Genomic DNA, 24567 nt, shown 5'->3' on the forward strand with positions numbered 1-24567 from the left:
CAATGCAAACCTGCGTCGCTGCGCTCCGACTGCCTGTCCAAATGGGCGTGGATCAGGTGTCCAAGTGAGCGTGGAACGAGTGTCCAAATGATCGTGGACTGGGTGTCCAAGTGTCGTGGAATCCGCAACGTCGTTTTGGGTTGTAAAACATCTCGATATAATCGAACACATCATCCCGAGCATCCTGGCGTGTAGTGTAGATTTTACGCTTGATCCGCTCCCGCTTTAGCAACTGGAAAAAGCTCTCCGCCACAGCGTTGTCGTGGCAGTTACCTCGACGACTCATGCTGGCCACCAGGTTGTTAGCTTTCAAGAAGCTTCGCCAGTCTGAGCTGCTGTACTGACTTCCTTGATCCGAGTGGATCATCACCTCTTGTTTCGGCTTGCGTCTCCAAACCGCCATCAGCAGTGCATCAATGGCTACGTCGCTAGTCATCTGCGACTTCATTGACCAACCAATGATCTGGCGTGAAAACAGATCGAGCACCACGGCCAAATACAACCAGCCTTCATATGTTCGGATATAGGTAATGTCTGTGACCCAGACTTTGTTGGGTTCTCTGACATCGAATTGGCGCTTCAGTAAGTTCGGTGAGGCAACGGCTGGTTTACCGCCATATTTCCCCGGCCTTCGTCGATACCCAGTCTGAGAACGTAGCCCTTCAAGGCGCATCAACCTAGCCACCCGGTGGCGGCCACAGCTCTCACCAATCTCTCGCAGATCATCATGGATCTTGCGATAGCCATAAACGCCACCGCTTTCCAGCCAGGAGTGTTTGATCAATCCAAGCAGTCGCTGATCGTCCTTGGCTCGCGCAGATTTTGGTTCTGATAGCCACGCGTAGTAGCCGCTGGGATGAACCTTGAGCGTCTGGCAAAGCCGTCGAATCGCGTAGTGACCCGCTTGCTGCTTAATAAAGGCGTACTTCAGCCGCACTCCTTGGCAAAGTACGCGGCGGCCTTTTTTAAGATGTCTCGCTCCTCCGTCACCCGTTTCAGCTCAGCACGTAGACGACGAACCTCTGCGCTCTGATCATCCTCCTCAACGCGCTGTTCCTGGGGCTTGGTGTAGCGCTTAACCCAGGCATAGAGGCTGTGCACGGACACGCCCAATCGTGCAGCCACCTCCGAGACAGGAAGCTGCTTTTCGGTCACTTGCTTGACCGCCTGGATTTTGAATTCTTCGGGATAACGCTGGTTGCTCATGGCACCTCCTAATGGGCCTCATTTTAAGGCTTGGAGGTGTCTACGAAACTAGGGGCGATTCAGGGTGCCTCGCCGACATAGTCCCCCGCACAGTTGAACGCTATACGGAATGGCTGAAGCAACAGCCAGCAAGGGGTAAGGGGACAATCTCAATCACATCGGCGCGGGCCATCTACAACACAACAAAAACAGTCTTGATGAACCGTGTTCGCGCCGGGCAACTCGGGATCGGTGTGTTTCCTCAAATTCCATTTCCGAACGCCGACAGAGCGTATGTTGGTCATCAGGCATTCACGCAGGGCGAGATAGAGCGCTTGCTGATAGCGCTCCTGAAGGACTTAGACATGATCCGCTCCGGTAATTTGCCTAGTGGGAGCGAGGCCGCAGCTATGACTGTTTACCTCTTGCTGATTGCTGCCAGGAGTGGTCGCAATCTCACGCCACTACTAGAGATGAGCAGAGATGCGATCACCGATCACCCTCTCAAGCCGGATATGGGCGTGCTCCAGTTGTATAAGCGTCGAGGTTTCAAGATTCACCGCCAAGCCTTTCGTTACCACACCACTGATGATGAGTCCGCGTCGGTACCGAGCGATGTGGTCACCCTGTACCGGGAAGCGCTAGTCCGATCGTTTCCTTTGCTAGATCTAGCACCGAAGACGATGCACGATCGTGTCTGGCTTTACCGCGCCAAGGGGAATAGAGGCGTGAAGACTCTCAACGCCTCCAATATTGACCAACAAGCCACTGCACTGGTGGCCCGGCATCAAATTTTTGGCGATAGAAGGGCATCGAACGGCCTGCCAGAATTACTGAAGGTCAACGTATCGAGGCTACGAAAAACCTTTGCCACGCGAATGTGGCAACTGAGCAACGGAAACTTGTTCAAGACGGCTCAGCTCTTGGGTAATAGTACGCGGATGACTGATAGCCACTACCTCGCTGTCACGCCCGAGATGGAGCGGAATCACAAATTCGTTGGTCGTATTCTCGAAGGCGTCATGACCGGTCAGGTGAATGAGCAGAGCTTTCGCGATGACTTGTCAGCTCAACTATCCATAGAGCCCGAAAAAGTTGATCTGCTACTGAGTGGAGCACTTAATACAGGCGTTGCGCGTTGTTCAGATCCTATCAATGGCCGTTTTGCTCCAAGAAATGGCACCACCAACTGTCAGCGCTTTCTCCATTGCTTTCGTTGCCCAAATCAGGTCGTGATCGAATCAGACCTGTATCGTCTGTTCAGTTTTTATTGGCTCCTGATCAAAGAACGCGGGCTACTCGGCAAATCGCGCTGGAATTCCGTCTATGCGTGGGTGATCCGTGTCATCGACAACGATATAACTCCCCTTTTTGATCCGGTTGTAGTTGAGCGCGAGAAACACCGAGCCCTCGCTACCCCTCATCCAATGTGGCGAGATAGGACTTTGCTTGGAGGTGATGAGTGAACGGTGCTAATGCAACTGTAGCCAGGCCGCCCTGTGCAGTCCTGAGAAAGATCGCTGTTGATGATCGAAATGATCTTGCAGTTACATACATAACCGGCGAAAACGGTAAATCAATGCCGCTTTCTAGGTATGAGGACAACATATGGGACTTTTCCCCGTATGTTCTCAACAAAAATACGTCAAACCTCTATGTGAATTTTGACCATCCACTTTCCGATGAAGTGAGATCCATCGACAAATCAGAGACTAGTTTGCTAATAGCCGCTAAGTCTTTTATATATACTCGTTGGCTCGCCAAGTCACCGCGATCAACCAAGCACATAAAAGCAGCAACACTAATTTCGTGCTGGACGAACGTGAAGCCGCTTCTTCGTTGGATGTGCGGGCAATCCATCACGGGCTTTGATGAGCTGACTCCTGTGCGGTGTGCTGCGTATGCTTTATATGTAGGCGCGGATAAGTCTGTTAAGCAGAGACAAAAAGTTGCTCTATTAGAAGTTTTGGAATTGATATACGCTTTTAGAACTCATTTGCCAAAACCAATGAGTGAGCATCCGTGGCCAGAGGAAACTGCGTTCAGTCTTGCAGGGGCTCGACGTACAGGTGGTATGTATGATGTCCGGACTGAGATTATTCCAAAGCGCTTATATGCCGATCTCGGGCGAAAATCCTTAGAGTTCATAGAGCATGAGTCGGATCGAATTCTGCATATCTGGGATACATTCCACTCCTGTTATTCACAAGAGATGGAGCTTGCTGAGTATCATGCAAGGGTGAGACTGGAAAAAGGTGCGAAGAGCTCCTATCAGACGCTAGAGTCAGTGTCTTATGATATCGCGAGGGCAAGGGCACTTTCTAAAATGCAGTCTTTGCTTGACGCGAACGGACTGCGATTTTTAACGGATCTTGATGATGAGGTCAGGATTCTGCGTACGTGCTGCTACATCGTCGTTGCCATGTTTAGCGGTATGCGGGACTCCGAAATTATTTCGTTAAAACATAATTGCTTTGAGCGCTCATTCGATATGGATGGCGAAGAATTTTGCTGGATACATGGGCTCACATACAAGCTGGAGGAGCAGCCAAAACCTGCAAAATGGATGGTTCCACCTGTCGTCGAAAAGGCTGTGAATGTGGCAGCGGGGTTGCGGAGATCTCTTCTGCCCTACATCGGTAAAAGAAGATTGTATCTGTACGAACTAGCCAAAGATGAGGGACTAAAATCAAAAGTCGTCAATGATGCCACTCTCTTGGGTAGCAGCCTTTTTCTTGGCTGGAAAGCGCTTGGCACGCGGCCTGAATTTCTACAGAACGTACTAACAAATACGCTCCTCAAAAAGGTTGCAGAGCGTTTTGAGCTAGTGGTGTTGAATGATGACTTGGGTGAAGTTCTTGATCGTACTACGATAACTCCGGAGAAACTGTGGCCGCTCGCAACACACCAGTTTCGGAGAACATTTGCTGTTTTTGTCGCCAGGAACGTACTTGGCGATGTTCGGTATCTGCGACACCATTTCAAACATTGGTCAATGGATATGACTCTGCACTATGCAAAAGACCCGCTATTTGATGACACGCTTCTTGAATCTGTATTGTCAAAAAGGGACGAATTGCAGGTAAGTATCGTTTCTGGATGGCTGGCTCCGAGCCAGAAGCTTTCTGGCGGTAGGGCTGACCATATCGTGCGCTTCAGAGGGAGACCCGAGGTGAAGACAGCAAAAGACCCTAAAGCTCTGGTCAGGGCTGTTGGCGAAGGTGTTTTTATCCGTGGCACCGGCCACTCTTGGTGTTTGGCAACGACTAAGGGATGCGGCGGGGAGGGGCTTTACGATGCGATTCGTTGCGTTGGCTGCGGTGAGGGTGTCATCGACCAGGGACACTTGCTCATATGGCGGCGCATTAGAGATCAGCAGGTTGAGGTGCTCTCATGGCCAGATCTTGGCGATCCGGCCTGGGAGCGAGCCACAAGGCACTTGCGAGAGGCAGAGCGGGTGCTAGGCGAACTTGGAGACCCAGTTGAGCCGTATTCCTTACCAGAACGTCCATCGCGTCTCATACCAGCAGTAGAGGCGGTGTAGCATGGGAAATGACCAGACAAGGCGTGCAATCGAGTTGGCTATCTCAAGGATTACCAAGGGGCGTCCCAAGCAGGTTCAGCTGAGTCGTAAGCTAAGTATCGCCTCCGTCGCCGAAGAGGCAGGCATAAGCAATGCGACGATACACAACCGGTATCCAGACCTTGCAGAGTTAATTCGTCAAAAGACCAACAAGGAGTCGCGAGAAAAGCTCGTCAAGAAGGAGAAAGCCCTTCAGGGGGCAGATCTGCTGATTAAGGAGTTGCGTGACATACTGGCTGAGCGAGATGCAGATCTGAAGAGGATAGCCATCGTGAATCTGCGGCTTTGTACAGAGAAGAAAGCACTTCAGGAGCAAAACGCTCTGCTGGCCAAGGAGAACAAGCAATTGGAAGGTGTAAACCGTGATCTGCTATTTAAGATCAACAGTCCTAGAAGTCAGGTGAAGTCGATTCGATGAATGCCTAGACGGATCGTAACCGTCTGGCCAACTCACTTCTCAGCGCACAGGTCAGCTCGAACAAGAACGAATGGAGGGCAAAGCCTTGCCCGCAGGTATACCCATTGAATAAGCCAGTATCTGACGTAACTCATGTGGAGCTTGGCAGCGGGTCGCAATCGACGATGGCTTCATTGTATACTTCTGCTCCGCATACCCCTTGAGATACAGGAACATCAGCATGACTGTACTCCAAACGATCTACTGGCAGCCTACGCCGCCTTAGCGCTACGCCCCCCCGCAACACTCTGCTTCCGCTAGCCTCGCTCGCGGGTGCGTACTGCTGTACGCCTGGTTTTATACCTTAAGCACACAGCAAAAAATCCTCAAAATTTGAATTTGTATCGATTCGCTCGCCTTCCTTTGGCGTGCGCGATGCTTTGCCTTGGATATTTTCTATGCTGCAAAAACTTAGACAAACGTGGTTTTCCAACGTCCGTGGCGACGTGCTCGCGGGGCTGGTGGTCGCACTCGCGCTGATCCCGGAAGCCATCGCCTTTTCCATCATCGCCGGGGTAGATCCCAAAGTCGGTCTCTACGCCTCCTTCTGTATCTGTGCTGTCATCGCCTTTGTCGGCGGACGCCCCGGAATGATCTCGGCGGCGACAGGCGCCATGGCACTGCTGATGGTTACGCTGGTAAAAGAGCATGGACTCCAGTACCTGCTGGCCGCGACTCTACTATGTGGCGTACTTCAAATCCTTGCCGGCTACCTGAAGCTTGGCTCGTTGATGCGCTTTGTTTCACGCTCGGTAGTCACCGGCTTCGTAAACGCATTGGCGATTCTGATTTTTATGGCGCAATTGCCTGAGCTGACCAATGTCACCTGGCATGTCTATGCCATGACCGCTGCGGGCTTGGGAATCATCTACCTGTTTCCGTATGTGCCGAAAATCGGCAAGCTGATTCCCTCTCCATTGGTGTGCATTCTGACGCTGACGGCCATCGCCATTTACCTCGGTTTGGATATCCGCACCGTCGGTGACATGGGCCAACTGCCTGATACGCTCCCGATCTTCCTCTGGCCTGAAGTTCCGCTGAATTTTGAAACCCTGCGCATCATTTTCCCGTACTCGGCTGCGTTGGCAGTAGTGGGTCTACTCGAATCAATGATGACCGCGACCATCGTCGACGACCTTACCGATACCACCAGCAACAAGAACCGCGAGTGCAAAGGCCAGGGTGTGGCCAACATCGCTGCCGGCATGCTTGGCGGCATGGCAGGTTGCGCCATGATCGGCCAGTCGATCATCAACGTGAAATCTGGTGGCCGCACCCGTCTCTCGACATTGTGTGCCGGCGTTTTCCTGCTGCTGATGGTGGTATTTCTTGGCGAATGGCTCTCCAAAATCCCTATGGCGGCACTCGTGGCTGTGATGATCATGGTATCCATCGGCACCTTTAGCTGGGATTCTTTGCGTAATCTGAAAGAGCATCCGCTGTCGACCAACCTCGTCATGGTGGCGACCGTCGTTGTCGTCGTGGCCACTCACAACCTGGCCTACGGCGTACTGGTAGGTGTGCTGCTGGCCTCCCTGTTCTTCGCAAACAAGGTCGGGCACTACCTAGATATCAAGAGCACTCTGGAAGAGACGGAATCGCATCGGACTTACCACGTCGTGGGCCAGGTGTTCTTTAGCTCTGCGGACAAGTTCACTGAAGTTTTTGACTTCAAGGAAGCGCTCAACAAGGTCACCATCGATCTCACACAGGCGCATTTCTGGGATATCACCGCCGTCGCAGCCCTGGATAAGGTCGTGATCAAGTTCCGCCGCGAAGGCGCTGAGGTTGAAGTGCTCGGTCTCAATGAAGCCAGCGCAACAATCGTTGACCGCTTCGGTGTGCATGACAAACCCGGTGCCATCGACAAGCTCATGAGCCACTAAGGAGAACGACAATGACCCACGTAATGGCATGCATTGATAACTCACAATCCTCATTGGCGGTCTGCGATTACGCAGCATGGGCCTCGCAACGACTCAGCGCTCCCCTGATCTTGCTTCATGTGCTGGATAAGGAAAAATATCCTGCATCCGCTGACCTCAGCGGCAATATCGGCCTCGGTAGCAGAGAACATCTACTGGAAGAGTTGGCCACGCTGGATGCGCAGCGTGCAAAACTGGCCTTGGAACATGGACAGCACATGCTTGAAAAAGCTCGCGAGCGAACAGTCATCTCTGGCGCCATGTCACCTGATCTGAAGCAGCGCCATGGACATCTAGTCGAGAGCCTGAGCGATCTCCAAAACGATATTCGATTACTGGTGATCGGAAGAGTCGGAGAGGACAGCACGCGCAGTGCCCAAAGTCTTGGCAGCCAGATTGAAGCGGTAGTCCGAACTATCCACCGCCCCATCCTGATTACAACCAGCCATTTCAGGAAACCTGAAACGGTCATGGTGGCATTTGACGGCAGCGCTACAGGCCACAAGACCGTACAGATGCTTGCTTCAAGCCCGCTGTGCGAAGGCCTGCCAATTCATATCGTCATGGTTGGTACGGACTCTGAAGAAAATCAGAATGAGCTAGAGAAAGCACGAACCACACTCGCCAGTTCTGGCCCGCTAGTGCATGCCGAGATCCGCCCAGGCGAAGTAGAGTCGGTACTTCATGCGTATCAGGCAGAGCACTGCATTGACCTCTTGGTCATGGGGGCGTACGGGCACTCACGCATCAGGCAGTTTCTGGTGGGCAGCACGACCACGACGATGCTGCGAACATCCACTTTACCCGTATTGCTGCTTCGCTGAACCAGTTCCACTGGCCACAGTATTTCCAGAGCTGCGGAAATACCGTGGCCACCCTGGACGATGACTAACTGATCTTGCCGTAACGAGACCACATGCAACTCATAACTGAAATTGTTCACCCCGAGCTGAAATCCAAACAGGGCAGAGTATTCCGTCGACACGCAGCACGCGGCATCGTGATGCGGGATGAACAGATCCTGTTGCTGTTCACGGAGCGCTATAACGATTTCAGCTTTCCTGGAGGCGGCCTTGATGGTGACGAAGACATTGTCGCAGGCCTGAAGCGTGAGCTTGAGGAAGAGACTGGTGCTCGTCAAATACAGGTGCTCCAGCACTACGGTTACATCGAGGAGTACCGGCCCTACTGGAAACCAGAATATGACCTGATGCACATGACCTCGCATTTTTATCTATGCGAAATCGCTCCCCAGCTAGCGCCCGTGAGAATGGAAAGCCACGAAATCGCGAATGGTATGCGGCCTGTGTGGATCAACCTGCATGAAGCCATCGTGCACAATGAGGCCGTTATGCAGCGTCACGAGTCTTCGATGGGGCAATCAATTCTGCGCGAAACCTACATGCTGAGAAAAGTCGCTTCCGAATTGTTGATGCCAATCAGCCTTTGAGCTGACTATTTGGCGAAGTCCACTTAGCGGTCTCAGGCAAGCATCCAATGCTGCGGGAGTTATTGCGTGATTGCGCTCGCCCGCTGTGTCGGCACCTAACCACCGTGCGGTCTATGAGTATCAGAATGAATAATTTTTATTCTGAAACGTGAACGTCCTGTAACAGAAAAACAGTTACCTGCCGTTTCGCGCAATATTTATTGGGGATAGAGGGGTGTAACAATAAATATGATTACCTTTTTCAGGGAAAACCCGATCTTCGCCAGCACCCCTGCGGCCAAGGCCGGCCGGGTGTTCGAGCTGGACCCGACCCTGCTCGTCGGGGGCCTGGGGCCGCGTCTGCCCCAGCGCCTGCTGACGCTGGCGGGTGAGTTCTATGCCCAGGCGCCTGCGGCCAAAGCCGCCCCATGAGGACGCTGGTCAAGCCGCGCGCGCTGTTCATCGGCCTGGGCCTGCTGTGTTTGCTGGCGACTTGGCTGTCGCTGGCCCTGGGCCCGGTGAGCCTGCCGTTGTTCGATACCTTGCGCGCGGCCCTGCGCCTGCTCGGTGTGCCGCTGGCTCCCGAGGGGTTGGAGCAGGCGGAATTGATCCTCGGCCAGATCCGCCTACCGCGCACCCTGCTGGGGTTGGCGGTGGGCGGGGTGCTGGCGTTGTCTGGCGTGGCCATGCAGGGGCTGTTCCGCAACCCCCTGGCGGACCCGGGCCTGGTGGGGGTTTCCAGCGGCGCGGCCCTGGGCGCGGCGATTGCCATCGTCTTCGGCTCGGCGTTTGGTGGTTTGCCCGAAGGGCTGGGGCCGTATCTGTTGTCGGTGTGCGCGTTTATCGGTGGCTTGGGCGTGACTGCGCTGGTCTATCGCCTGGGCCGGCGCAATGGCCAGACCAACGTCGCCACCATGCTGCTGGCGGGCATCGCCCTGACGGCGCTGGCCACCTCAGTGGTGGGCCTGTTCACTTACCTGGCCGACGACGCCACATTGCGCACCCTGACGTTCTGGAACCTGGGCAGCCTCAACGGCGCCAGTTATGCGCGGTTGTGGCCGTTGCTGTTGGTCAGCGCGGCGGTGGCGCTGTGGCTGCCACGCCGGGCCAAGGCCCTCAATGCCCTGTTGCTGGGCGAATCGGAGGCCGGCCACTTGGGCATCGACGTCGAGCGCCTCAAGCGTGAATTGGTGTTCTGTACCGCACTGGGCGTGGGTGCGGCCGTGGCGGCGGCGGGGATGATCGGTTTCGTCGGCTTGGTGGTGCCGCACCTGGTGCGCTTGTTGGCCGGGCCGGACCACCGCGTGCTGCTGCCGGCCTCGGTGCTGGCCGGGGCGACTCTGCTGCTGTTCGCCGACCTGGTGGCGCGCCTGGCGCTGGCACCGGCGGAGCTGCCTATTGGCATTGTTACCGCATTTATCGGCGCGCCGTTCTTCCTATATTTGCTGCTGCGAGGCCGTGCCTGATGTTGCGCGTAGAAAACCTGCACATTCGGCGCGGCGACAAAACCGTGCTGGCGGATATCAACCTGCACCTTAACCCTGGCGAAGTGCTGGGGGTGCTTGGCCCCAACGGCGCGGGCAAAAGTACCTTGCTCGGCGCCTTGTGTGGCGAGTTGAAGCCGGATCAAGGCAAGGTCTGGCTGGACCAGGACGAACTGGCCCACTGGCCCGGTATGCAACGGGCCCAGCGGCTGGCGGTGTTGCCGCAAGCCTCGACCCTGGAGTTTGCCTTTCGTGTCGAAGAAGTGGTGGGCATGGGCCGCTTGCCCCACCACAGCGGCCGGGTTCGCGACGACGAGATCATCGAGGCCGCACTGGCCGCCGCGGATGTCGGCCATTTGCACGGGCGCAGTTACCTGGCGCTGTCGGGCGGTGAACGCCAGCGCGTCCACTTGGCTCGGGTCCTGGCGCAGCTGTGGCCGGGGGAGGCGGGGCAAACCCTGCTGCTGGACGAGCCGACCTCCATGCTCGACCCCTTGCACCAGCACACCACGCTGCACGCCATCCGCACCTTCGCCGACCGCGGCGCGGCGGTGCTGGTGATCCTCCATGACCTGAACCTGGCGGCCCGCTACTGCGACCGCATTCTGCTGCTGCAGGACGGCCGGTCCTTCGCCCTGGACAGCCCGGCCAAGGTCCTGCTGCCGGTGCCGCTCAAAGCGGTGTTTGGCCTGGAGGTGCTGGTGCAGCCACACCCGGAGCGCGGTCATCCGCTGATTATTGCCCGCTGATGAGGCGTTCCTAAGACCTTTCCCGGAATCGAGTAGCTGGCTTCCTTACTTGCTCCCGGCGTGAGACACGCCGCCACAGGCTCTTTACCCTTTGTGCCGTTGACAGGTAGAGGCTGCACGGGCAGCGGGAGAGCTTATGGAATCAACAGGCAAAGAGCTGGCGCACCTTGCTATCGGTTTACTTGATCTGACTTCACTCAACGCCGCGGATAATGACGCACATATTGTCGAATTGTGCCGCCGCGCACTGACACCATTCGGCCCGGTGGCATCGGTGTGTGTCTACCCGCGCTTCGTCGCCCTGGCCCGGAAAACCCTGCGCCAACTCGATTGCCCCAGCGTGCGGCTGGTCACGGTGGCCAATTTCCCGTTCGGCGGCAGCCGTATCGCGCCGATCATCGCGGACATCGAGCAAGCCATCGCGGCGGGGGTGGATGAGGTCGACGTGGTCTACCCCTATCACGCGTTGATCGCTGCCGAGGCAGAGCCGGCCAAGGCCCTGCTGGGAGCCTGTCGCGCTGTGTGCGAGGGGCGGGTGCGGTTCAAGGTGATCCTGGAAACCGGCGTGCTGCGTGACCCGCAACTGATTCGCCGCGCGAGCCTCGACGCAATCGAGGCCGGCGCCGACTTCATCAAGACCAGCACCGGTAAAAGCCCGGTCAGCGCCACGGAGCAGGCGGTACGGATCATCCTGACGGCCATTGCCGAGAGCGAGGCGCCGGTGGGGATCAAGGTCTGCGGCGGCATCCGTACCCTGGACGATGTGCGCCTGTACGTGGACCTAGTGCACAGCCGTTTTGGCGATGAATGGCTCAATCCTGAGCGCTTGCGTATGGGCGCCATCGGCCTGTTGGACGAGTTGTCGGCGTGTCTGCAAGCCTGAGGCGCACTTTTGTGCAGGCAAAAAAAGACCCGGCGATGAGCCGGGTCAAATAACCGTGATTAGCCTGATGAGGAGATAAGCTGAGAGTCCGAACCACTGGCCTTCCAGATTATCGACTGATCTCGCGACCAGTTGCGCCAATCATAACGATTCTCATTCTTAAGTCAACGGCTGTTTATCAAATTCTTCTGCGCGGGCCCTGGATTGGCCCGGAGCACCCGTAAATACTGGGGTTTGGTGTTTTTTTCGGGTGGCTGTGGCGCAGTCTTTGTGCCTTAACTTTTGTGCCGGGCAGAAATCGCGTCCAGTTGCCGGTTCAAGGCCTCCTTGCGCTCGGCGGGAATGTCGTTCCAGTGCACGTCCATCAATGCGCCTTCAATGGCATAAAGCAACACTTTAGAAGCGCGAAAACCCCGGGTGCGTACGGCCCGGTAGGCATCCACTGCCCCCAGGCGCCGCAGGTCCGACGCGCTATGGATGCCCACGGCATGCAGCCACTGCGCCGACGTCTTGCCAAGGTTTTTCAGGTGTTGCAATTCATCATTCATCAAGCCTCCTTGCGACGGCCGAACGGTGCGTGGGCATGCCTGCAAGGAGTGTAGCGTTCAGTAGGAAAATCGTGATTCTTTGGTAGGTTTTGATTCAAAAGCGTCTAAGAAACTAGAAATCAAGGCTTAGGAAAGGCCCTAAGTGCCTGTAGGAGAAGTTTGAGGGCGAGCCGCTCTGCACAGCGAGCGCACTGCGCAAGGACCTAGCACGGGGGCAAAGCGTCGGGCTTGAGCGCTCGGCGCGGTCAGCGGGTGCGGTAGCGCAGGCGCGTGCCGAAATTGACCGACATCAGAATCTCATCGGCACTCAGCTCGGGCGGGAAGTAGGTGCCGGAGATTTGCGCGTGGGCCAGGCTGGCGCCCTCAAGCGACGAATGGCGCAGGTCCAGGCCACGCAGGTCGGCGGAACGGAAGTAGCTATCGGTGAAGTCGATGCCTTCGGCGTTCAGTTCCCGCAGGTCAAGGCCACGGAAGTCGCCTCCGCGCATGTTGATGGGGGTGTCTTTGGGCCGTTCGCGGTTGAAGCCTGAGATGTCGTCTTTGTGCAAGAGCGCAAAGAGCGGAGTATCGAGCAATTTGGGCTGGCTCATGAGGGCGTCACCTGTTGGATTTATGACGCCAGTATAGTGCCAGTATTTTGCAGCCGTGAAGCCATCCTTGGCTTCACGGCTGCAAAAAGGGCTTAGAGCCCTGGCAGACGCTGGCGAATGTGCGCCACCAACGCGTCGAGGGTGCCGCTTTCATTGGTTTCGACCCGCTTACTGCACAGCACTTCGGCAGGGCTGAGGGCGTCGCGGCTGGCCTGTTGGGCGGCGATCACGTCCAGGGTGGCATCGGAGGGGTCGTTGCGTTCGGCCTGGCGCCGGGCCAGCCAGCTCTCGATCACGGCTTGCGGGGCGTTGCAGTCCAGGATCAAAAACGGCGCCCCGGTGGCTTCGGCGACTTTGGCGGCGGCTTCACGCTGGTCGCGCTTGAGGTAGGTGGCGTCGATCACCACCGGGAAACCGGCGCGCAGGATGGTGTCGGCCAACTGGTGCAGGCGCCCGTAAGTGTCGGCACTGGCCTGGGCGCTGTAGATCCCGGCTTCGACGGTGTTGGCTTGCTGCTGTTCACCGAACAGGCGCTTGCGCTCCACATCCGAACGCAGGCGGATCGCCCCCAGCGCTTCGACCAGGCGCATGGCCACGTGGCTTTTGCCCACGGCCGAGACGCCGCTGGTGATGGCCAGGAAACGCGACGGGATGGTGCTGTAGCTTTCCGCCAGGTTGGCGTAGTTGCGGTACTGGCGCAGGGTAGTGGCCTTTTGCACCGGGGTGGCGTCGGCCGGCATGCTGAACAGGCTGACCTTGGCGCGCACCATGGCGCGGTAGGCTTTATAGAAGTTGAGCAGCTCCAGACCCTGGTAGTCGCCGGTCAGCTCCAGGTATTGGCTGACGAAGCGCCGCGCCAGGCTCTTGAGGCCGCGGTCCTCCAGGTCCATGGCCAGGAACGCGGTGTCGGCCCAGACGTCGGTGAAGCGGAAGGGTTCGTTGAACTCGATGCAGTCGAAAATCACCACGGCGCCGTCGATCAGCGTGGCGTTGCCCAGGTGGATGTCACCGTGGCATTCGCGGATAAAACCCTCGGCCTTGCGCTGGGCGAACAGCGGCTTGAGGCGCTCGAAGCTGGCTTGCGCCCAGGCTTGCAGGGCTTGAAGTTGCACCAGGTCGGCCTTGTCGCTGAGGAACGGCAGGATTTGCTCGAAGTTCTGCAACACCGGTGCCATCACGCTGTCCGGGGTGCCGGCGTCGTGGGCGGCGGGCACTTGCGGGGAGTCGAGGTGGAAGCGGGCGATCTGGCGCGCCATGTCGTCGATGTGGCTGGCGGTCAGCTCGCTGTTGGCTTGCAGGGTGCTGAGCAATTGGCTCTGGGGGAATTGGCGCATTTTCAGCGCGTATTCGATGACCGGGCCGTCACCGCCCAGTTGCGGGGCTTCGGCGCTGCCGGTGATGGGCAGCACCTCTAGGTACAGGTCTTGGGTCAGGCGCTGGTTCAGGCGCAGTTCTTCGGCGCAGAAATGCGCGCGCGAGGCCAGGTCGGTGAAGTCCAGGAAACCGAAATTGACCGGTTTCTTCACTTTATAAGCGTAAGGGCCGGTGAGCAGTACCCAAGAGATGTGCGTCTCAATGACCTGGAAACCTTCTACGGAATGGGGGTAGAGGGCCGGGTTTTGCAGGGCGGCGATCAATGACTGGCTCACAGGCGATCCTTCTGAGTCGGGGAAAATTCAAGGGCGCCATTATGGCCGCATGCGGCGGTCGTGCAAACCTCGGACAGCGCCTGTTGACGATGAGTAAAGTGCGTATAATCCGCCGCCATGACTCGTACCCGATCCCCCCGTTCCCGTAAAAAAACCTCCTCTAGCGGCCTGCGCCCCTGGCTCGGCTGGGCGTTGAAGCTGGGCCTGGTAGGCCTTGTGATCGTCGCTGGCTTTGCGGTTTACCTCGATGCCGTGGTCCAAGAGAAGTTTTCCGGCAAGCGCTGGACCATCCCCGCCAAAGTGTATGCCCGCCCGTTGGAGCTGTTCGTCGGGCAAAAGCTGAGCAAGGACGATTTCCTTACCGAACTCGACGCCTTGGGCTATCGCCGCGAAAGTATCGCCAACGGCCCCGGCGCGGCCTCGGTCAACGGCAATACCGTTGAACTCAACACCCGTGGCTTCCAGTTCTATGAAGGCATGGAGCAGGCGCAACCGGTGCGTGTGCGCTTTTCCGGCGACTACGTAGCCGAGCTCTCTGGCGCCAAGGGCGCGAAAGTCGCGGTGGTGCGCCTGGAGCCGCTGCTGATCGGCGGCTTGTACCCGAAAAACCTGGAAGACCGCATCCTCATCAAAATCGACCAGGTGCCGCCGTTCCTTCTCGAGACCCTGGTCACGGTCGAAGACCGCGACTTCTACCAGCACTTTGGCGTATCGCCCAAGTCGATTGCGCGGGCGGTCTGGGTCAACACCTCGTCGGGCAAAATGCGCCAGGGCGGCAGTACCCTGACCCAGCAACTGGTCAAGAACTTCTACCTGACCAACGAGCGCAGCCTGTCGCGCAAACTGACCGAAGCGATGATGGCGTTGCTGCTGGAGTTGCATTACGACAAGCGCGAGATTCTCGAGGCGTACCTCAACGAGGTGTTCGTCGGCCAGGACGGCCAGCGCGCCGTGCACGGTTTCGGGCTGGCCAGCCAGTTCTTCTTCAGCCAGCCTCTGTCCGAGCTCAAGTTGCATCAGGTGGCGCTGCTGGTGGGCATGGTCAAGGGGCCGTCCTCCTATAACCCGCGCCGTTACCCCGAACGCGCCCTGGAGCGGCGCAACCTGGTGCTCGACCTGCTGGAGCAGCAGGGCGTCGCCAGCGCCGAGCAAGTGGCCGCCGCGAAGAAGATGCCCTTGGGTGTGACCAAGCGTGGCAGCCTGGCCGACAGTTCCTTCCCCGGGTTCCTTGACTTGGTCAAGCGCCAATTGCGCGAAGACTACCGCGACGAAGACTTGACCGAAGAAGGGCTGCGTATCTTCACCAGTTTCGACCCGATCCTGCAGATGAAAGCCGAGGCCTCGGTCAACGACACGTTCAAACGCCTGGCCGGGCGTAAAGGCGCGGACGAGGTGGAAGCGGCGATGGTCGTCACCAACCCGGAAACCGGTGAAGTACAGGCCATGATCGGCAGCCGCCAGGCCAGTTTCGCCGGCTTCAACCGGGCCCTGGACGCGGTGCGGCCCATCGGCTCGCTGATTAAACCGGCGGTTTACCTGACCGCGCTGGAGAAACCGAGCCAGTACACCCTCACCAGTTGGCTCTCCGACGAAGCGTTCTCGGTCAAGGGCGCGGACGGCCAGGTGTGGAAGCCGCAGAACTACGACCGCCGCTCCCATGGCACCGTGTTCCTCTATCAAGGGCTGGCCCACTCCTACAACCTGTCCACGGCGCGCCTGGGCCTGGAAGTGGGCGTGCCCAATGTGCTCAAGACCCTCGCTCGCCTGGGCGTGACCCGGGAATTCCCGGCGTTCCCGTCGATGCTGCTGGGGGCCGGCGGCCTGAGCCCGATGGAAGTGGCCACCATGTACCAGACCCTGGCCAACGGCGGCTTCAACACGCCAATGCGGGGCATCCGCAGCGTACTGACCGCCGAGGGCGAACCGCTCAAGCGTTATCCATTCCAGATCCAGCAACGCTTTGACCCGGGTTCCATCTACCTGATCCAAAGCGCCATGCAACGGGTGATGCGCGAGGGCACGGGCAGCTCGGTCTACAACGTGCTGCCCAAGACCCTGGCGCTGGCCGGCAAGACCGGCACCAGTAACGATTCGCGGGACAGTTGGTTCGCCGGTTTCAGCCAGGACTTGCTGGCGGTGGTGTGGATGGGCCGTGATGACAACGGCAAGACGCCGTTTACCGGCGCTACAGGGGCATTGCAGGTGTGGAGCAGTTTCATGCGCAAGGCCGACCCATTGCCGCTGGACATGCCGCAGCCGGACAACATCGTTCTGGCGTGGGTCGATTCACGCACCGGGCAGGGCTCTGAAGCCAGTTGTCCGGGCGCGGTGCAGATGCCGTATATTCGCGGCAGCGAGCCGCCTCCCGGCGCGGCCTGTGCAGGGGAAACCCCGGCATCCGGCGATTCGGTGATGGATTGGGTCAAGGGCTGGATGAATTAAGCGAGAGGGTTTGACGTGAACAAGTGGTGGATTCCGGCGATGGCAGCACTGGCGATGGTCAGTGGCTGCGCCAACGTACAGCGCGGTTCGATTCCGGTAGTGGATTCCGGGACCGCTGTGTCCAATAACGAGCGGATTTCGGCCAATGGGGGTTTCCGCCAGACCACCGTGCAGCGCCCGGCCCAGGCCCAGGCCCAGGCGATTCCCCAGGACTCGGGCGTGGTGGTGATGATCCCCGGTGGCGGCGCGACCACTTCGGCGCCGATCAGCAGCGCACCTATTACGCCGGGGCCGATCACGCCTGGGCCGATCGACTCTGCGCCGATCCAAACGGCGCCGATCAATCCGACCTACAACATGCCATCGACGCCCAGCGGCATTCCGTCGGCCAACGCGGGCGGCCTCTCGGCCGACGAGCAATTGGATGGCCCGGTGCTGGCGCTGCTCACCACCGCGCAACAGCAACAGGCCGGCGGCGACCTCAATGGCGCGTCTTCCAGCCTGGAGCGGGCCCAGCGTGTTGCCCCACGTGAACCGCAAGTGCTCTATCGCCTGGCCCAGGTGCGCATGGCGCAAGGCGACGCGGCGCAAGCCGAGCAATTCGCCCGGCGTGGCTTGACCTTCGCCAACGGCCGCCCCGACCTGCAAGCCAGCCTCTGGGGCCTGATTGCCCAGGCGCGGGAGAAGCAGGGTGATCCTGCCGGCGCCGCGTTAGCCCGGCAGAAGGCCAAGGTGAATCTGTGATGGACACGCGTTTGGGGCAAATCGCCGACCAACTGCTGCTGATCGAGCGTGAGCTGCGGGTCCAGGGCTGGTGGGATGAGGTGGCGCCCAGCGCCGAGGCCCTGGCCAGCGTCGAGCCGTTCAGTGTCGATACGCTGGAGTTTGAGCAGTGGCTGCAATGGATCTTCCTGCCACGGATGAAAATCATCCTAGAACAGGATCTGCCGCTGCCCAGCGCTTCCGGGATTCTGGAGATGGCTGAGATGGTCTTCGCCCAGCGCCCGGGGCGGGGCGCCCAGTTGCGCCGGTTGCTGGCGCAGTTCGATCAATTGATCGTCGGCGCGAAATAAGCGCAAGGCTGTCGCGTTTAGGGGCGGCCTCTCGCATTTTTCTACCGCTTGAGCGGGCTCAGGCGAGTTTTATCCCTCCGTCAATCACTTTTTTCTGCATTCTCATGCGCTTAGCTGCAAAAAAGCGCAATTATTGCTTGACTTGCAGAGGGCGAAACAGAAGAATCCAAAGTCCGCTGTAGAGGGACTGCCAGAAGCAGGCCCACTCGGCAGATCATGAGGCGCACATCCGCGCCGACCTGTTACACCCGCAACGCGTTACCTCGCGCTGGGTGGGAAAACCCCGCAACACTTGGGGAGCTCCCAATACTTGCTCAGTCAGTGCTGACGTAGTCGGCGACCACCGTCGCTCATGCTCTGCCGAGAAGTAAACCTATTAAGACCCGTCGGCTTTTTGTGGACGGTATTCTGGCGTTTTAGAGGTGAACAACGTGGAGCTTTTATCTGGTGGTGAGATGCTCGTGCGCTTTTTGCGCGACGAAGGCGTCAAGTACATCTACGGGTACCCGGGTGGTGCTCTTCTTCATGTCTACGATGCGCTGTTCAAGGAACCGGATGTCACTCACATCCTGGTTCGCCATGAGCAGGCCGCAACCCATATGGCTGACGGCTATGCCCGCGCCACCGGCAAGGCCGGTGTTGTATTGGTGACTTCCGGCCCTGGCGCGACCAACGCCATTACCGGTATTGCCACGGCCTACATGGACTCCATTCCGATGGTCATCATCTCTGGCCAGGTGCCCAGCACCATGGTCGGTACCGATGCGTTCCAGGAAACCGACATGATCGGTATCTCCCGGCCGATCGTGAAGCACAGCTTCATGATTAAGCACGCCTCGGAAATCCCGGAAATCATGAAGAAAGCCTTCTATCTGGCGCAATCCGGTCGTCCTGGCCCGGTCGTGGTCGACATTCCAAAAGACATGACCAACCCGGCCGAGAAGTTCGAATACATCTTCCCGAAAAAAGCCAAGCTGCGTTCCTACAGCCCCGCGGTCCGTGGCCACTCCGGCCAGATCCGCAAAGCGGCGGAAATGCTCCTGGCGGCCAAGCGTCCGGTGCTCTATGCCGGCGGTGGCGTGATCCTCGGCGGCGGCTCGGCGCCGTTGACCGAACTGGCGCAAATGCTCAACTTGCCGGTCACCAACACCCTGATGGGCCTGGGCGCCTACCCTGGCACCGATCGCCAGTTCATCGGCATGCTCGGCATGCACGGCAGCTACACCGCCAACCTGGCCATGCACCATGCCGACGTGATTCTCGCGGTTGGTGCGCGGTTCGATGACCGCGTCATCAACGGCCCGGCCAAGTTCTGCCCGAATGCCAAGATTATTCATATCGACATCGACCCGGCTTCGATCTCCAAGACCATCAAGGCAGACGTGCCTATCGTTGGCCCGGTCGAAAGCGTATTGACCGAGATGGTCGCCGCGCTCAAGGACATCGGCGAAACCCCGAACAAAGAAGCGGTGGCCAGTTGGTGGAAGCAGGTCGATGAATGGCGCGGCGACCGCGGCTTATTCCCTTACGACAAGGGCGACGGCAGCATCATCAAGCCTCAGACCGTGATCGAAACCCTGTGCGAAGTGACCAAGGGCGACGCCTTTGTGACCTCCGACGTGGGCCAGCACCAGATGTTTGCGGCGCAGTACTACAAGTTCAACAAGCCCAACCGCTGGATCAACTCCGGTGGCCTGGGCACCATGGGCTTCGGTTTTCCGGCGGCCATGGGCGTGAAGCTGAGCTTCCCGGACGCCGACGTCGCGTGCGTCACCGGTGAAGGCAGCATCCAGATGAACATCCAGGAACTGTCCACATGCCTGCAGTACGGCTTGCCGGTGAAAATCGTCAGCCTGAACAACGGCGTATTGGGAATGGTGCGCCAGTGGCAGGACATGAGCTACGGCAGCCGCCACTCCCACTCGTACATGGAATCGCTGCCTGACTTCGTCAAACTGGTTGAAGCCTATGGTCATGTGGGCATCCGCATCACTGACCTCAAGGACTTGAAGCCGAAGATGGAAGAAGCCTTCGCCATGAAGGATCGCCTGGTGTTCCTCGACATTCAGGTCGATACCAGCGAGCACGTCTATCCGATGCAGATCAAAGACGGCTCCATGCGCGATATGTGGCTGAGCAAGACGGAGCGTACTTAATCATGCGGCACATAATCTCCTTGCTTCTGGAAAACGAACCGGGCGCCTTGTCTCGTGTAGTGGGCCTGTTTTCGCAACGCAACTACAACATCGAAAGCCTGACCGTGGCGCCGACCGAGGACCCGACCCTGTCGCGTCTGACGTTGACCACCGTGGGGCACGATGAAGTGATCGAGCAGATCACCAAGAACCTCAACAAGCTGATCGAAGTGGTTAAATTGGTCGATCTGTCGGAAAGCGCGCACATCGAGCGCGAGCTGATGCTGGTCAAGATCAAGGCCACCGGCGCCCAGCGCGCCGAGATCAAGCGCACCACCGATATTTATCGTGGGCAGATCGTCGACGTCAGTGCGAGCGTGTATACCGTTCAACTGACCGGAACCAGCGATAAGCTCGACAGTTTCATTCAGTCAATCGGCACTGCTGCGATTCTGGAGACCGTCCGTAGTGGCGTGACCGGGATTGCCCGTGGCGACAAAGTGCTGAGCATCTAAACAACAATTAGCGAATGGCCTGAACGGCCTGGATATAAAGGGGAAATTCATGAAAGTTTTCTACGATAAAGACTGCGACCTGTCGATCATCCAGGGCAAGAAAGTTGCCATCATCGGTTACGGCTCCCAGGGCCATGCTCAAGCGTGCAACCTGAAAGATTCCGGCGTTGACGTGACTGTTGGCCTGCGTAAAGGCTCGGCCACTGTTGCCAAGGCTGAAGCCCATGGCCTGAAAGTGACTGACGTTGCTTCCGCCGTCGCCGCTGCAGACCTGGTCATGATCCTGACCCCGGACGAGTTCCAGTCCTCGCTGTACAAGAACGAAATCGAACCGAACATCAAGAAAGGCGCCACCCTGGCCTTCTCCCACGGCTTCGCGATCCACTACAACCAGGTTGTGCCACGTGCCGACCTCGACGTCATCATGATCGCGCCCAAAGCACCGGGCCACACCGTGCGCTCCGAGTTCGTCAAGGGCGGCGGTATCCCTGACCTGATCGCGATCTACCAGGACGCCTCGGGCAACGCCAAGAACGTTGCTCTGTCCTATGCGGCAGGCGTGGGTGGCGGTCGTACCGGCATCATCGAAACCACCTTCAAGGACGAAACCGAAACCGACCTGTTCGGCGAGCAAGCCGTTCTGTGCGGCGGTACCGTTGAACTGGTCAAGGCTGGTTTTGAAACCCTGGTTGAAGCGGGCTACGCGCCGGAAATGGCCTACTTTGAGTGCCTGCACGAACTGAAGCTGATCGTAGACCTCATGTACGAAGGCGGCATCGCCAACATGAACTACTCGATCTCCAACAACGCGGAGTACGGCGAGTACGTGACCGGCCCGGAAGTCATCAACGCCGAATCCCGCCAGGCCATGCGCAACGCCCTGAAGCGCATTCAGGACGGCGAGTACGCCAAGATGTTCATCAGCGAAGGTGCTACCGGCTACCCTTCGATGACCGCCAAGCGTCGTAACAACGCCGCCCACGGCATTGAAATCATCGGCGAGCAACTGCGCTCCATGATGCCGTGGATCGGCGCCAACAAGATCGTCGACAAAGCCAAGAACTAAGTCGTCAACTTGTACGGAAAACGCGGCCTAGGCCGCGTTTTTTCGTTTGGCGGGCGGCATCTGGTATAAAGCTGCATCGTTTGCTGGCGAACCGTTGCCGCAAACATCTGTCGAAATTCTCCACACCGTTGCAAGGTATTGTCCATGAGCGAACGTCCCGAAGAGCCACACCAGGCCTCTGACGCCGAAAGCCTGCTACCCATCGATGAGCATGTCGAAGAAGGGCATGACGCTGAAGGCCGTAAAGTCCGGCATCGTGGCATCTATCTTTTGCCCAACCTCTTCACCACCGCGAACCTGTTCGCCGGTTTCTACTCCATCATCAATTCCATGAGCGCGCAAAGTGCCCTGAGTGCTGGGAACGTCAAAGGGGCGAGCACCTATTTTGCGTTCGCCGCAATCGCGATCTTCGTCGCCATGGTGCTCGACGGTCTGGACGGGCGCGTTGCTCGCATGACCAATACCCAGAGCGCCTTTGGCGCTGAGTACGATTCGCTGTCCGACATGGTCGCCTTCGGCGTTGCGCCTGCGTTGCTGGCATTTGGCTGGGCGCTGGGCGATATGGGCAAGGTTGGCTGGATGGTCGCCTTCATCTATGTGGCCGGTGCGGCGTTGCGCCTTGCGCGCTTCAATACTCAGGTGGGGACGGCCGATAAGCGCTACTTCATCGGTCTGGCCAGCCCGGCGGCGGCAGGTGTGGTGGCTGGTATTGTCTGGGCGTTCAGTGACTACGGGATCCAGGGCTCGAAAATGTCGTTCCTGGTGGCGCTGATGGTAGCGGCGGCGGGCATGCTGATGGTCAGCAATATCAAGTACAACAGCTTCAAGGAGTTCGATCTAAAGGGGCGAGTGCCCTTTGTTGCGATTCTGGCCGTGGTATTGGTGTTTGCCGTGGTCTTCATCGACCCGCCGCGTACCCTGCTGCTGGTATTCCTCGTCTATGCGGCTTCCGGGCCGATCCAGCACCTCTTGCGCCTGCGTCGTCACAAAAACGCCGAGTGATGTAATTTCCACCATACTCCGCAGTCTATGGGTGAATCAGTTCGCCAATGCTGCGGAGTTTCCATGTTAATCAAGTCCACCAAGTCATCCGATTGCCACGAATCGGATGTCACGCCAGAGTCCCTCTACCTTTCTCGCCGCAGCCTGCTCTGTGGTGCGGTTACAGGCTTGGCTGCCAGCACCCTGCCGAGCTGGGCCAGTGCCCAGGAGCCTTCCCGGTATGCGGATGTCGAACCGGGTAGAGCGCCGACTTGGTTTGCCGAGAAACTCTCTCACGCCCAGTGGCAAGCGGTTAACGTCAAGGATGAAGCGATCACGCCATTCAAGGACGCTACGCATTACAACAACTTCTACGAGTTCGGTACCGATAAGGGCGACCCCGCCGCCAACGCCGGTGCGCTTAAAACCGAGCCATGGAGTGTGGTGATCGATGGGGAGGTCGCCAAGCCTGGGCGATATGCGCTCGAAGACTTCATGAAGCCCTATCAGTTGGAAGAGCGCATCTATCGTCTGCGTTGCGTCGAGGCTTGGTCGATGGTCATTCCGTGGCTGGGTTTCCCGATTTCGGCACTGCTTAAGCAGGTCGAACCTACTTCCAAGGCGCGATTCATTCGTTTCGAAACCCTGCAGGACCCTAAGGTAATGCCTGGGCAGCGTTCAGGTTTTGCTCTGATCGATTGGCCTTACGTTGAAGGCTTGAGGCTGGACGAAGCCATGAACCCGCTCGCTATCCTCGCCGTCGGGATGTATGGGCGCGAGCTCCCGAATCAGAATGGTGCGCCCTTGCGATTGGTGGTGCCCTGGAAGTACGGCTTCAAGAGTATCAAGTCCATTGTGCGAATCAGCCTCGTCAGCGAGCAGCCAAAGACTACCTGGCAAAGCATCGCAGCGGATGAGTACGGTTTCTATGCCAACGTGAATCCTACCGTCGACCACCCGCGTTGGACCCAGGCCCGCGAGCGTCGCCTGCCAAGCGGACTATTCAGTCCCAACGTGCGTGAAACCCGCATGTTCAATGGCTACTCGGAAGAGGTCGCTTCTTTATATACAGGCTTGGATCTGCGGAAGAATTACTGATGCGTTATCTGTACTGGCGTCTGAGTGTCTTTACTGCAGCATCGGCCTGGCCATTGCTTTGGGTGTATCAGGCTTGGGCTTTTGCGCTGGGGCCGGACCCGGGGAAGGTGTTGGTGGATCGCCTGGGGTTGGGGACGCTGATTCTTCTATTAGTAACCCTGAGCATGACCCCTCTGCAAAAACTGACAGGCTGGCCAGGATGGGTCGTCGTACGCCGTCAATTGGGGTTATGGTGCTTTGCTTATGTCGTGTTGCACTTGAGTGCTTACCTGGTATTCGTTTTAGGACTGGACTTGTCCCAGTTGGGTGTGGAGTTACGCAAGCGTCCCTATATCATCGTCGGTGCATTGGGGTTCTTTTGCCTGTTGATGTTGGCAGTGACTTCCAACCGTTACAGTCAGCGGCGGCTGGGCGTTCGTTGGAAAAAACTACATCGGCTGGTCTACGTAATTCTTGGGCTTGGCTTGTTGCATATGCTCTGGATCGTTCGGGCAGACCTTAAGGAGTGGGCTATCTATGCCGCGGTAGGGGGTGTTCTCATGCTGTTGCGCATCCCGCCCATAGCTCGGCGAATCCCGCGACTGATTAACAAGCGTGCGCTCTCTGTAACAAAAGCGTAATTAGTTCTTGACGTCAGGTTCCATGCGCCTATAATTCGCCCCACTTCCGGCGCAGTCGAAACGGAAAACTCCTTGGTAAACAAAGAGTTATGCAGGTTTCGGCAGTGCGGAGCTTCAGGTCATCGAAGCCCGAAAGGAGTTGAAAAAGAGGTGTT

General features: G+C 58.0%; 22 protein-coding genes and 1 pseudogene. 19 read left to right on the forward strand and 4 right to left on the reverse strand.

The window, feature by feature from the left end; genetic code table 11:
- Window positions 1–52: 52 nt before the first annotated feature.
- Window positions 53–1206 (reverse strand): IS3 family transposase gene (locus tag AC19YR_RS22770; protein WP_500600264.1). Its coding sequence is split into 2 segments (ribosomal slippage): window positions 53–963 and window positions 963–1206, totalling 1155 coding nucleotides; the frame shifts between segments, so codons are not numbered across the junction.
- 197 nt (window positions 1207–1403) lie between these two features.
- On the opposite strand from AC19YR_RS22770, the gene AC19YR_RS22775 reads away from it, so the two are divergent.
- The 10 genes and pseudogenes from AC19YR_RS22775 (at window position 1404) to deoC (ending at window position 11695) form a co-directional block, all read left to right on the forward strand.
- On the forward strand, window positions 1404–2651 hold the full coding sequence (locus tag AC19YR_RS22775) for a hypothetical protein (protein ID WP_500600265.1): 1248 nt from the start codon (window positions 1404–1406) through the stop codon (window positions 2649–2651).
- Window positions 2648–4729, forward strand: a complete 2082-nt coding sequence (locus tag AC19YR_RS22780) for a site-specific integrase (protein WP_138739113.1) — start codon at window positions 2648–2650, stop codon at window positions 4727–4729. The genes AC19YR_RS22775 and AC19YR_RS22780 overlap by 4 nt, the downstream gene beginning before the upstream one ends.
- Before the next feature lies 1 nt (window position 4730).
- Window positions 4731–5186 carry a hypothetical protein gene (locus AC19YR_RS22785; RefSeq protein ID WP_077750517.1) on the forward strand — a complete coding sequence of 152 codons (456 nt, stop codon included), beginning with the start codon at window positions 4731–4733 and terminating at the stop codon, window positions 5184–5186.
- A gap of 437 nt (window positions 5187–5623) precedes the next feature.
- Window positions 5624–7111: a SulP family inorganic anion transporter gene (locus tag AC19YR_RS22790; protein ID WP_077750518.1), complete on the forward strand. Its 1488-nt coding sequence runs from the start codon at window positions 5624–5626 to the stop codon at window positions 7109–7111.
- An 11-nt stretch (window positions 7112–7122) separates the two neighbouring features.
- Complete coding sequence (locus AC19YR_RS22795; RefSeq protein WP_500600266.1) at window positions 7123–7974, forward strand: universal stress protein; 852 nt, start codon at window positions 7123–7125, stop codon at window positions 7972–7974.
- Window positions 7975–8066: 92 nt separating this feature from the next.
- On the forward strand, window positions 8067–8600 hold the full coding sequence (locus AC19YR_RS22800; RefSeq protein ID WP_077750520.1) for an NUDIX domain-containing protein: 534 nt from the start codon (window positions 8067–8069) through the stop codon (window positions 8598–8600).
- A 240-nt stretch (window positions 8601–8840) separates the two neighbouring features.
- Window positions 8841–9011, forward strand: a pseudogene (locus tag AC19YR_RS22805) (hemin ABC transporter substrate-binding protein); the annotation flags it as partial.
- A gap of 50 nt (window positions 9012–9061) precedes the next feature.
- Complete coding sequence (locus AC19YR_RS22810) at window positions 9062–10045, forward strand: FecCD family ABC transporter permease (protein ID WP_176465171.1); 984 nt, start codon at window positions 9062–9064, stop codon at window positions 10043–10045.
- On the forward strand, window positions 10045–10812 hold the full coding sequence (locus AC19YR_RS22815; RefSeq protein ID WP_095111023.1) for a heme ABC transporter ATP-binding protein: 768 nt from the start codon (window positions 10045–10047) through the stop codon (window positions 10810–10812). The genes AC19YR_RS22810 and AC19YR_RS22815 overlap by 1 nt, the downstream gene beginning before the upstream one ends.
- A gap of 136 nt (window positions 10813–10948) precedes the next feature.
- Window positions 10949–11695, forward strand: a complete 747-nt coding sequence (deoC, locus tag AC19YR_RS22820; protein WP_095111022.1) for a deoxyribose-phosphate aldolase — start codon at window positions 10949–10951, stop codon at window positions 11693–11695.
- 275 nt (window positions 11696–11970) lie between these two features.
- Here the strand turns inward: deoC and AC19YR_RS22825 are convergent, their stop codons facing one another.
- The 3 genes from AC19YR_RS22825 to AC19YR_RS22835 all read right to left on the reverse strand — a co-directional run bounded on the left by AC19YR_RS22825 (window position 11971) and on the right by AC19YR_RS22835 (window position 14482).
- Complete coding sequence (locus AC19YR_RS22825; protein WP_095111021.1) at window positions 11971–12243, reverse strand: TfoX/Sxy family protein; 273 nt, start codon at window positions 12241–12243, stop codon at window positions 11971–11973.
- A gap of 245 nt (window positions 12244–12488) precedes the next feature.
- Window positions 12489–12833 (reverse strand): pentapeptide repeat-containing protein, encoded by a 345-nt coding sequence (locus tag AC19YR_RS22830; RefSeq protein ID WP_500600267.1) that lies wholly within the window; start codon window positions 12831–12833, stop codon window positions 12489–12491.
- Window positions 12834–12925: 92 nt separating this feature from the next.
- On the reverse strand, window positions 12926–14482 hold the full coding sequence (locus AC19YR_RS22835) for a bifunctional aminoglycoside phosphotransferase/ATP-binding protein (protein ID WP_500600268.1): 1557 nt from the start codon (window positions 14480–14482) through the stop codon (window positions 12926–12928).
- Window positions 14483–14599: 117 nt separating this feature from the next.
- On the opposite strand from AC19YR_RS22835, the gene mrcB reads away from it, so the two are divergent.
- The 9 genes from mrcB (at window position 14600) to msrQ (ending at window position 24412) form a co-directional block, all read left to right on the forward strand.
- Complete coding sequence (gene mrcB, locus AC19YR_RS22840) at window positions 14600–16924, forward strand: penicillin-binding protein 1B (RefSeq protein WP_095111018.1); 2325 nt, start codon at window positions 14600–14602, stop codon at window positions 16922–16924.
- A 15-nt stretch (window positions 16925–16939) separates the two neighbouring features.
- Entirely contained in the window at window positions 16940–17668 is a 729-nt protein-coding gene (locus AC19YR_RS22845; protein WP_095111017.1) for a tetratricopeptide repeat protein, read from the forward strand.
- Entirely contained in the window at window positions 17668–17997 is a 330-nt protein-coding gene (locus AC19YR_RS22850) for a YqcC family protein (protein WP_500600269.1), read from the forward strand. Before AC19YR_RS22845 ends, AC19YR_RS22850 begins: the two co-directional genes overlap by 1 nt.
- A 431-nt stretch (window positions 17998–18428) precedes the next feature.
- On the forward strand, window positions 18429–20153 hold the full coding sequence (locus tag AC19YR_RS22855; protein ID WP_095111056.1) for an acetolactate synthase 3 large subunit: 1725 nt from the start codon (window positions 18429–18431) through the stop codon (window positions 20151–20153).
- 2 nt (window positions 20154–20155) lie between these two features.
- Window positions 20156–20647 (forward strand): acetolactate synthase small subunit, encoded by a 492-nt coding sequence (gene ilvN, locus AC19YR_RS22860; protein ID WP_017133046.1) that lies wholly within the window; start codon window positions 20156–20158, stop codon window positions 20645–20647.
- A gap of 49 nt (window positions 20648–20696) precedes the next feature.
- Window positions 20697–21713 carry a ketol-acid reductoisomerase gene (gene ilvC, locus AC19YR_RS22865; protein WP_003228216.1) on the forward strand — a complete coding sequence of 339 codons (1017 nt, stop codon included), beginning with the start codon at window positions 20697–20699 and terminating at the stop codon, window positions 21711–21713.
- A gap of 144 nt (window positions 21714–21857) precedes the next feature.
- Window positions 21858–22715 (forward strand): CDP-diacylglycerol--serine O-phosphatidyltransferase, encoded by an 858-nt coding sequence (gene pssA / locus AC19YR_RS22870; RefSeq protein WP_500600270.1) that lies wholly within the window; start codon window positions 21858–21860, stop codon window positions 22713–22715.
- 63 nt (window positions 22716–22778) lie between these two features.
- The gene (gene msrP / locus AC19YR_RS22875) at window positions 22779–23792 is read left to right on the forward strand and encodes a protein-methionine-sulfoxide reductase catalytic subunit MsrP (protein ID WP_095111014.1); all 1014 of its coding nucleotides are present in this window, start codon (window positions 22779–22781) and stop codon (window positions 23790–23792) included.
- Window positions 23792–24412, forward strand: a complete 621-nt coding sequence (msrQ, locus tag AC19YR_RS22880) for a protein-methionine-sulfoxide reductase heme-binding subunit MsrQ (protein ID WP_095111013.1) — start codon at window positions 23792–23794, stop codon at window positions 24410–24412. The genes msrP and msrQ overlap by 1 nt, the downstream gene beginning before the upstream one ends.
- Window positions 24413–24567 lie beyond the last annotated feature (155 nt).

The organism is Pseudomonas sp. MF08817, assembly GCF_059862705.1.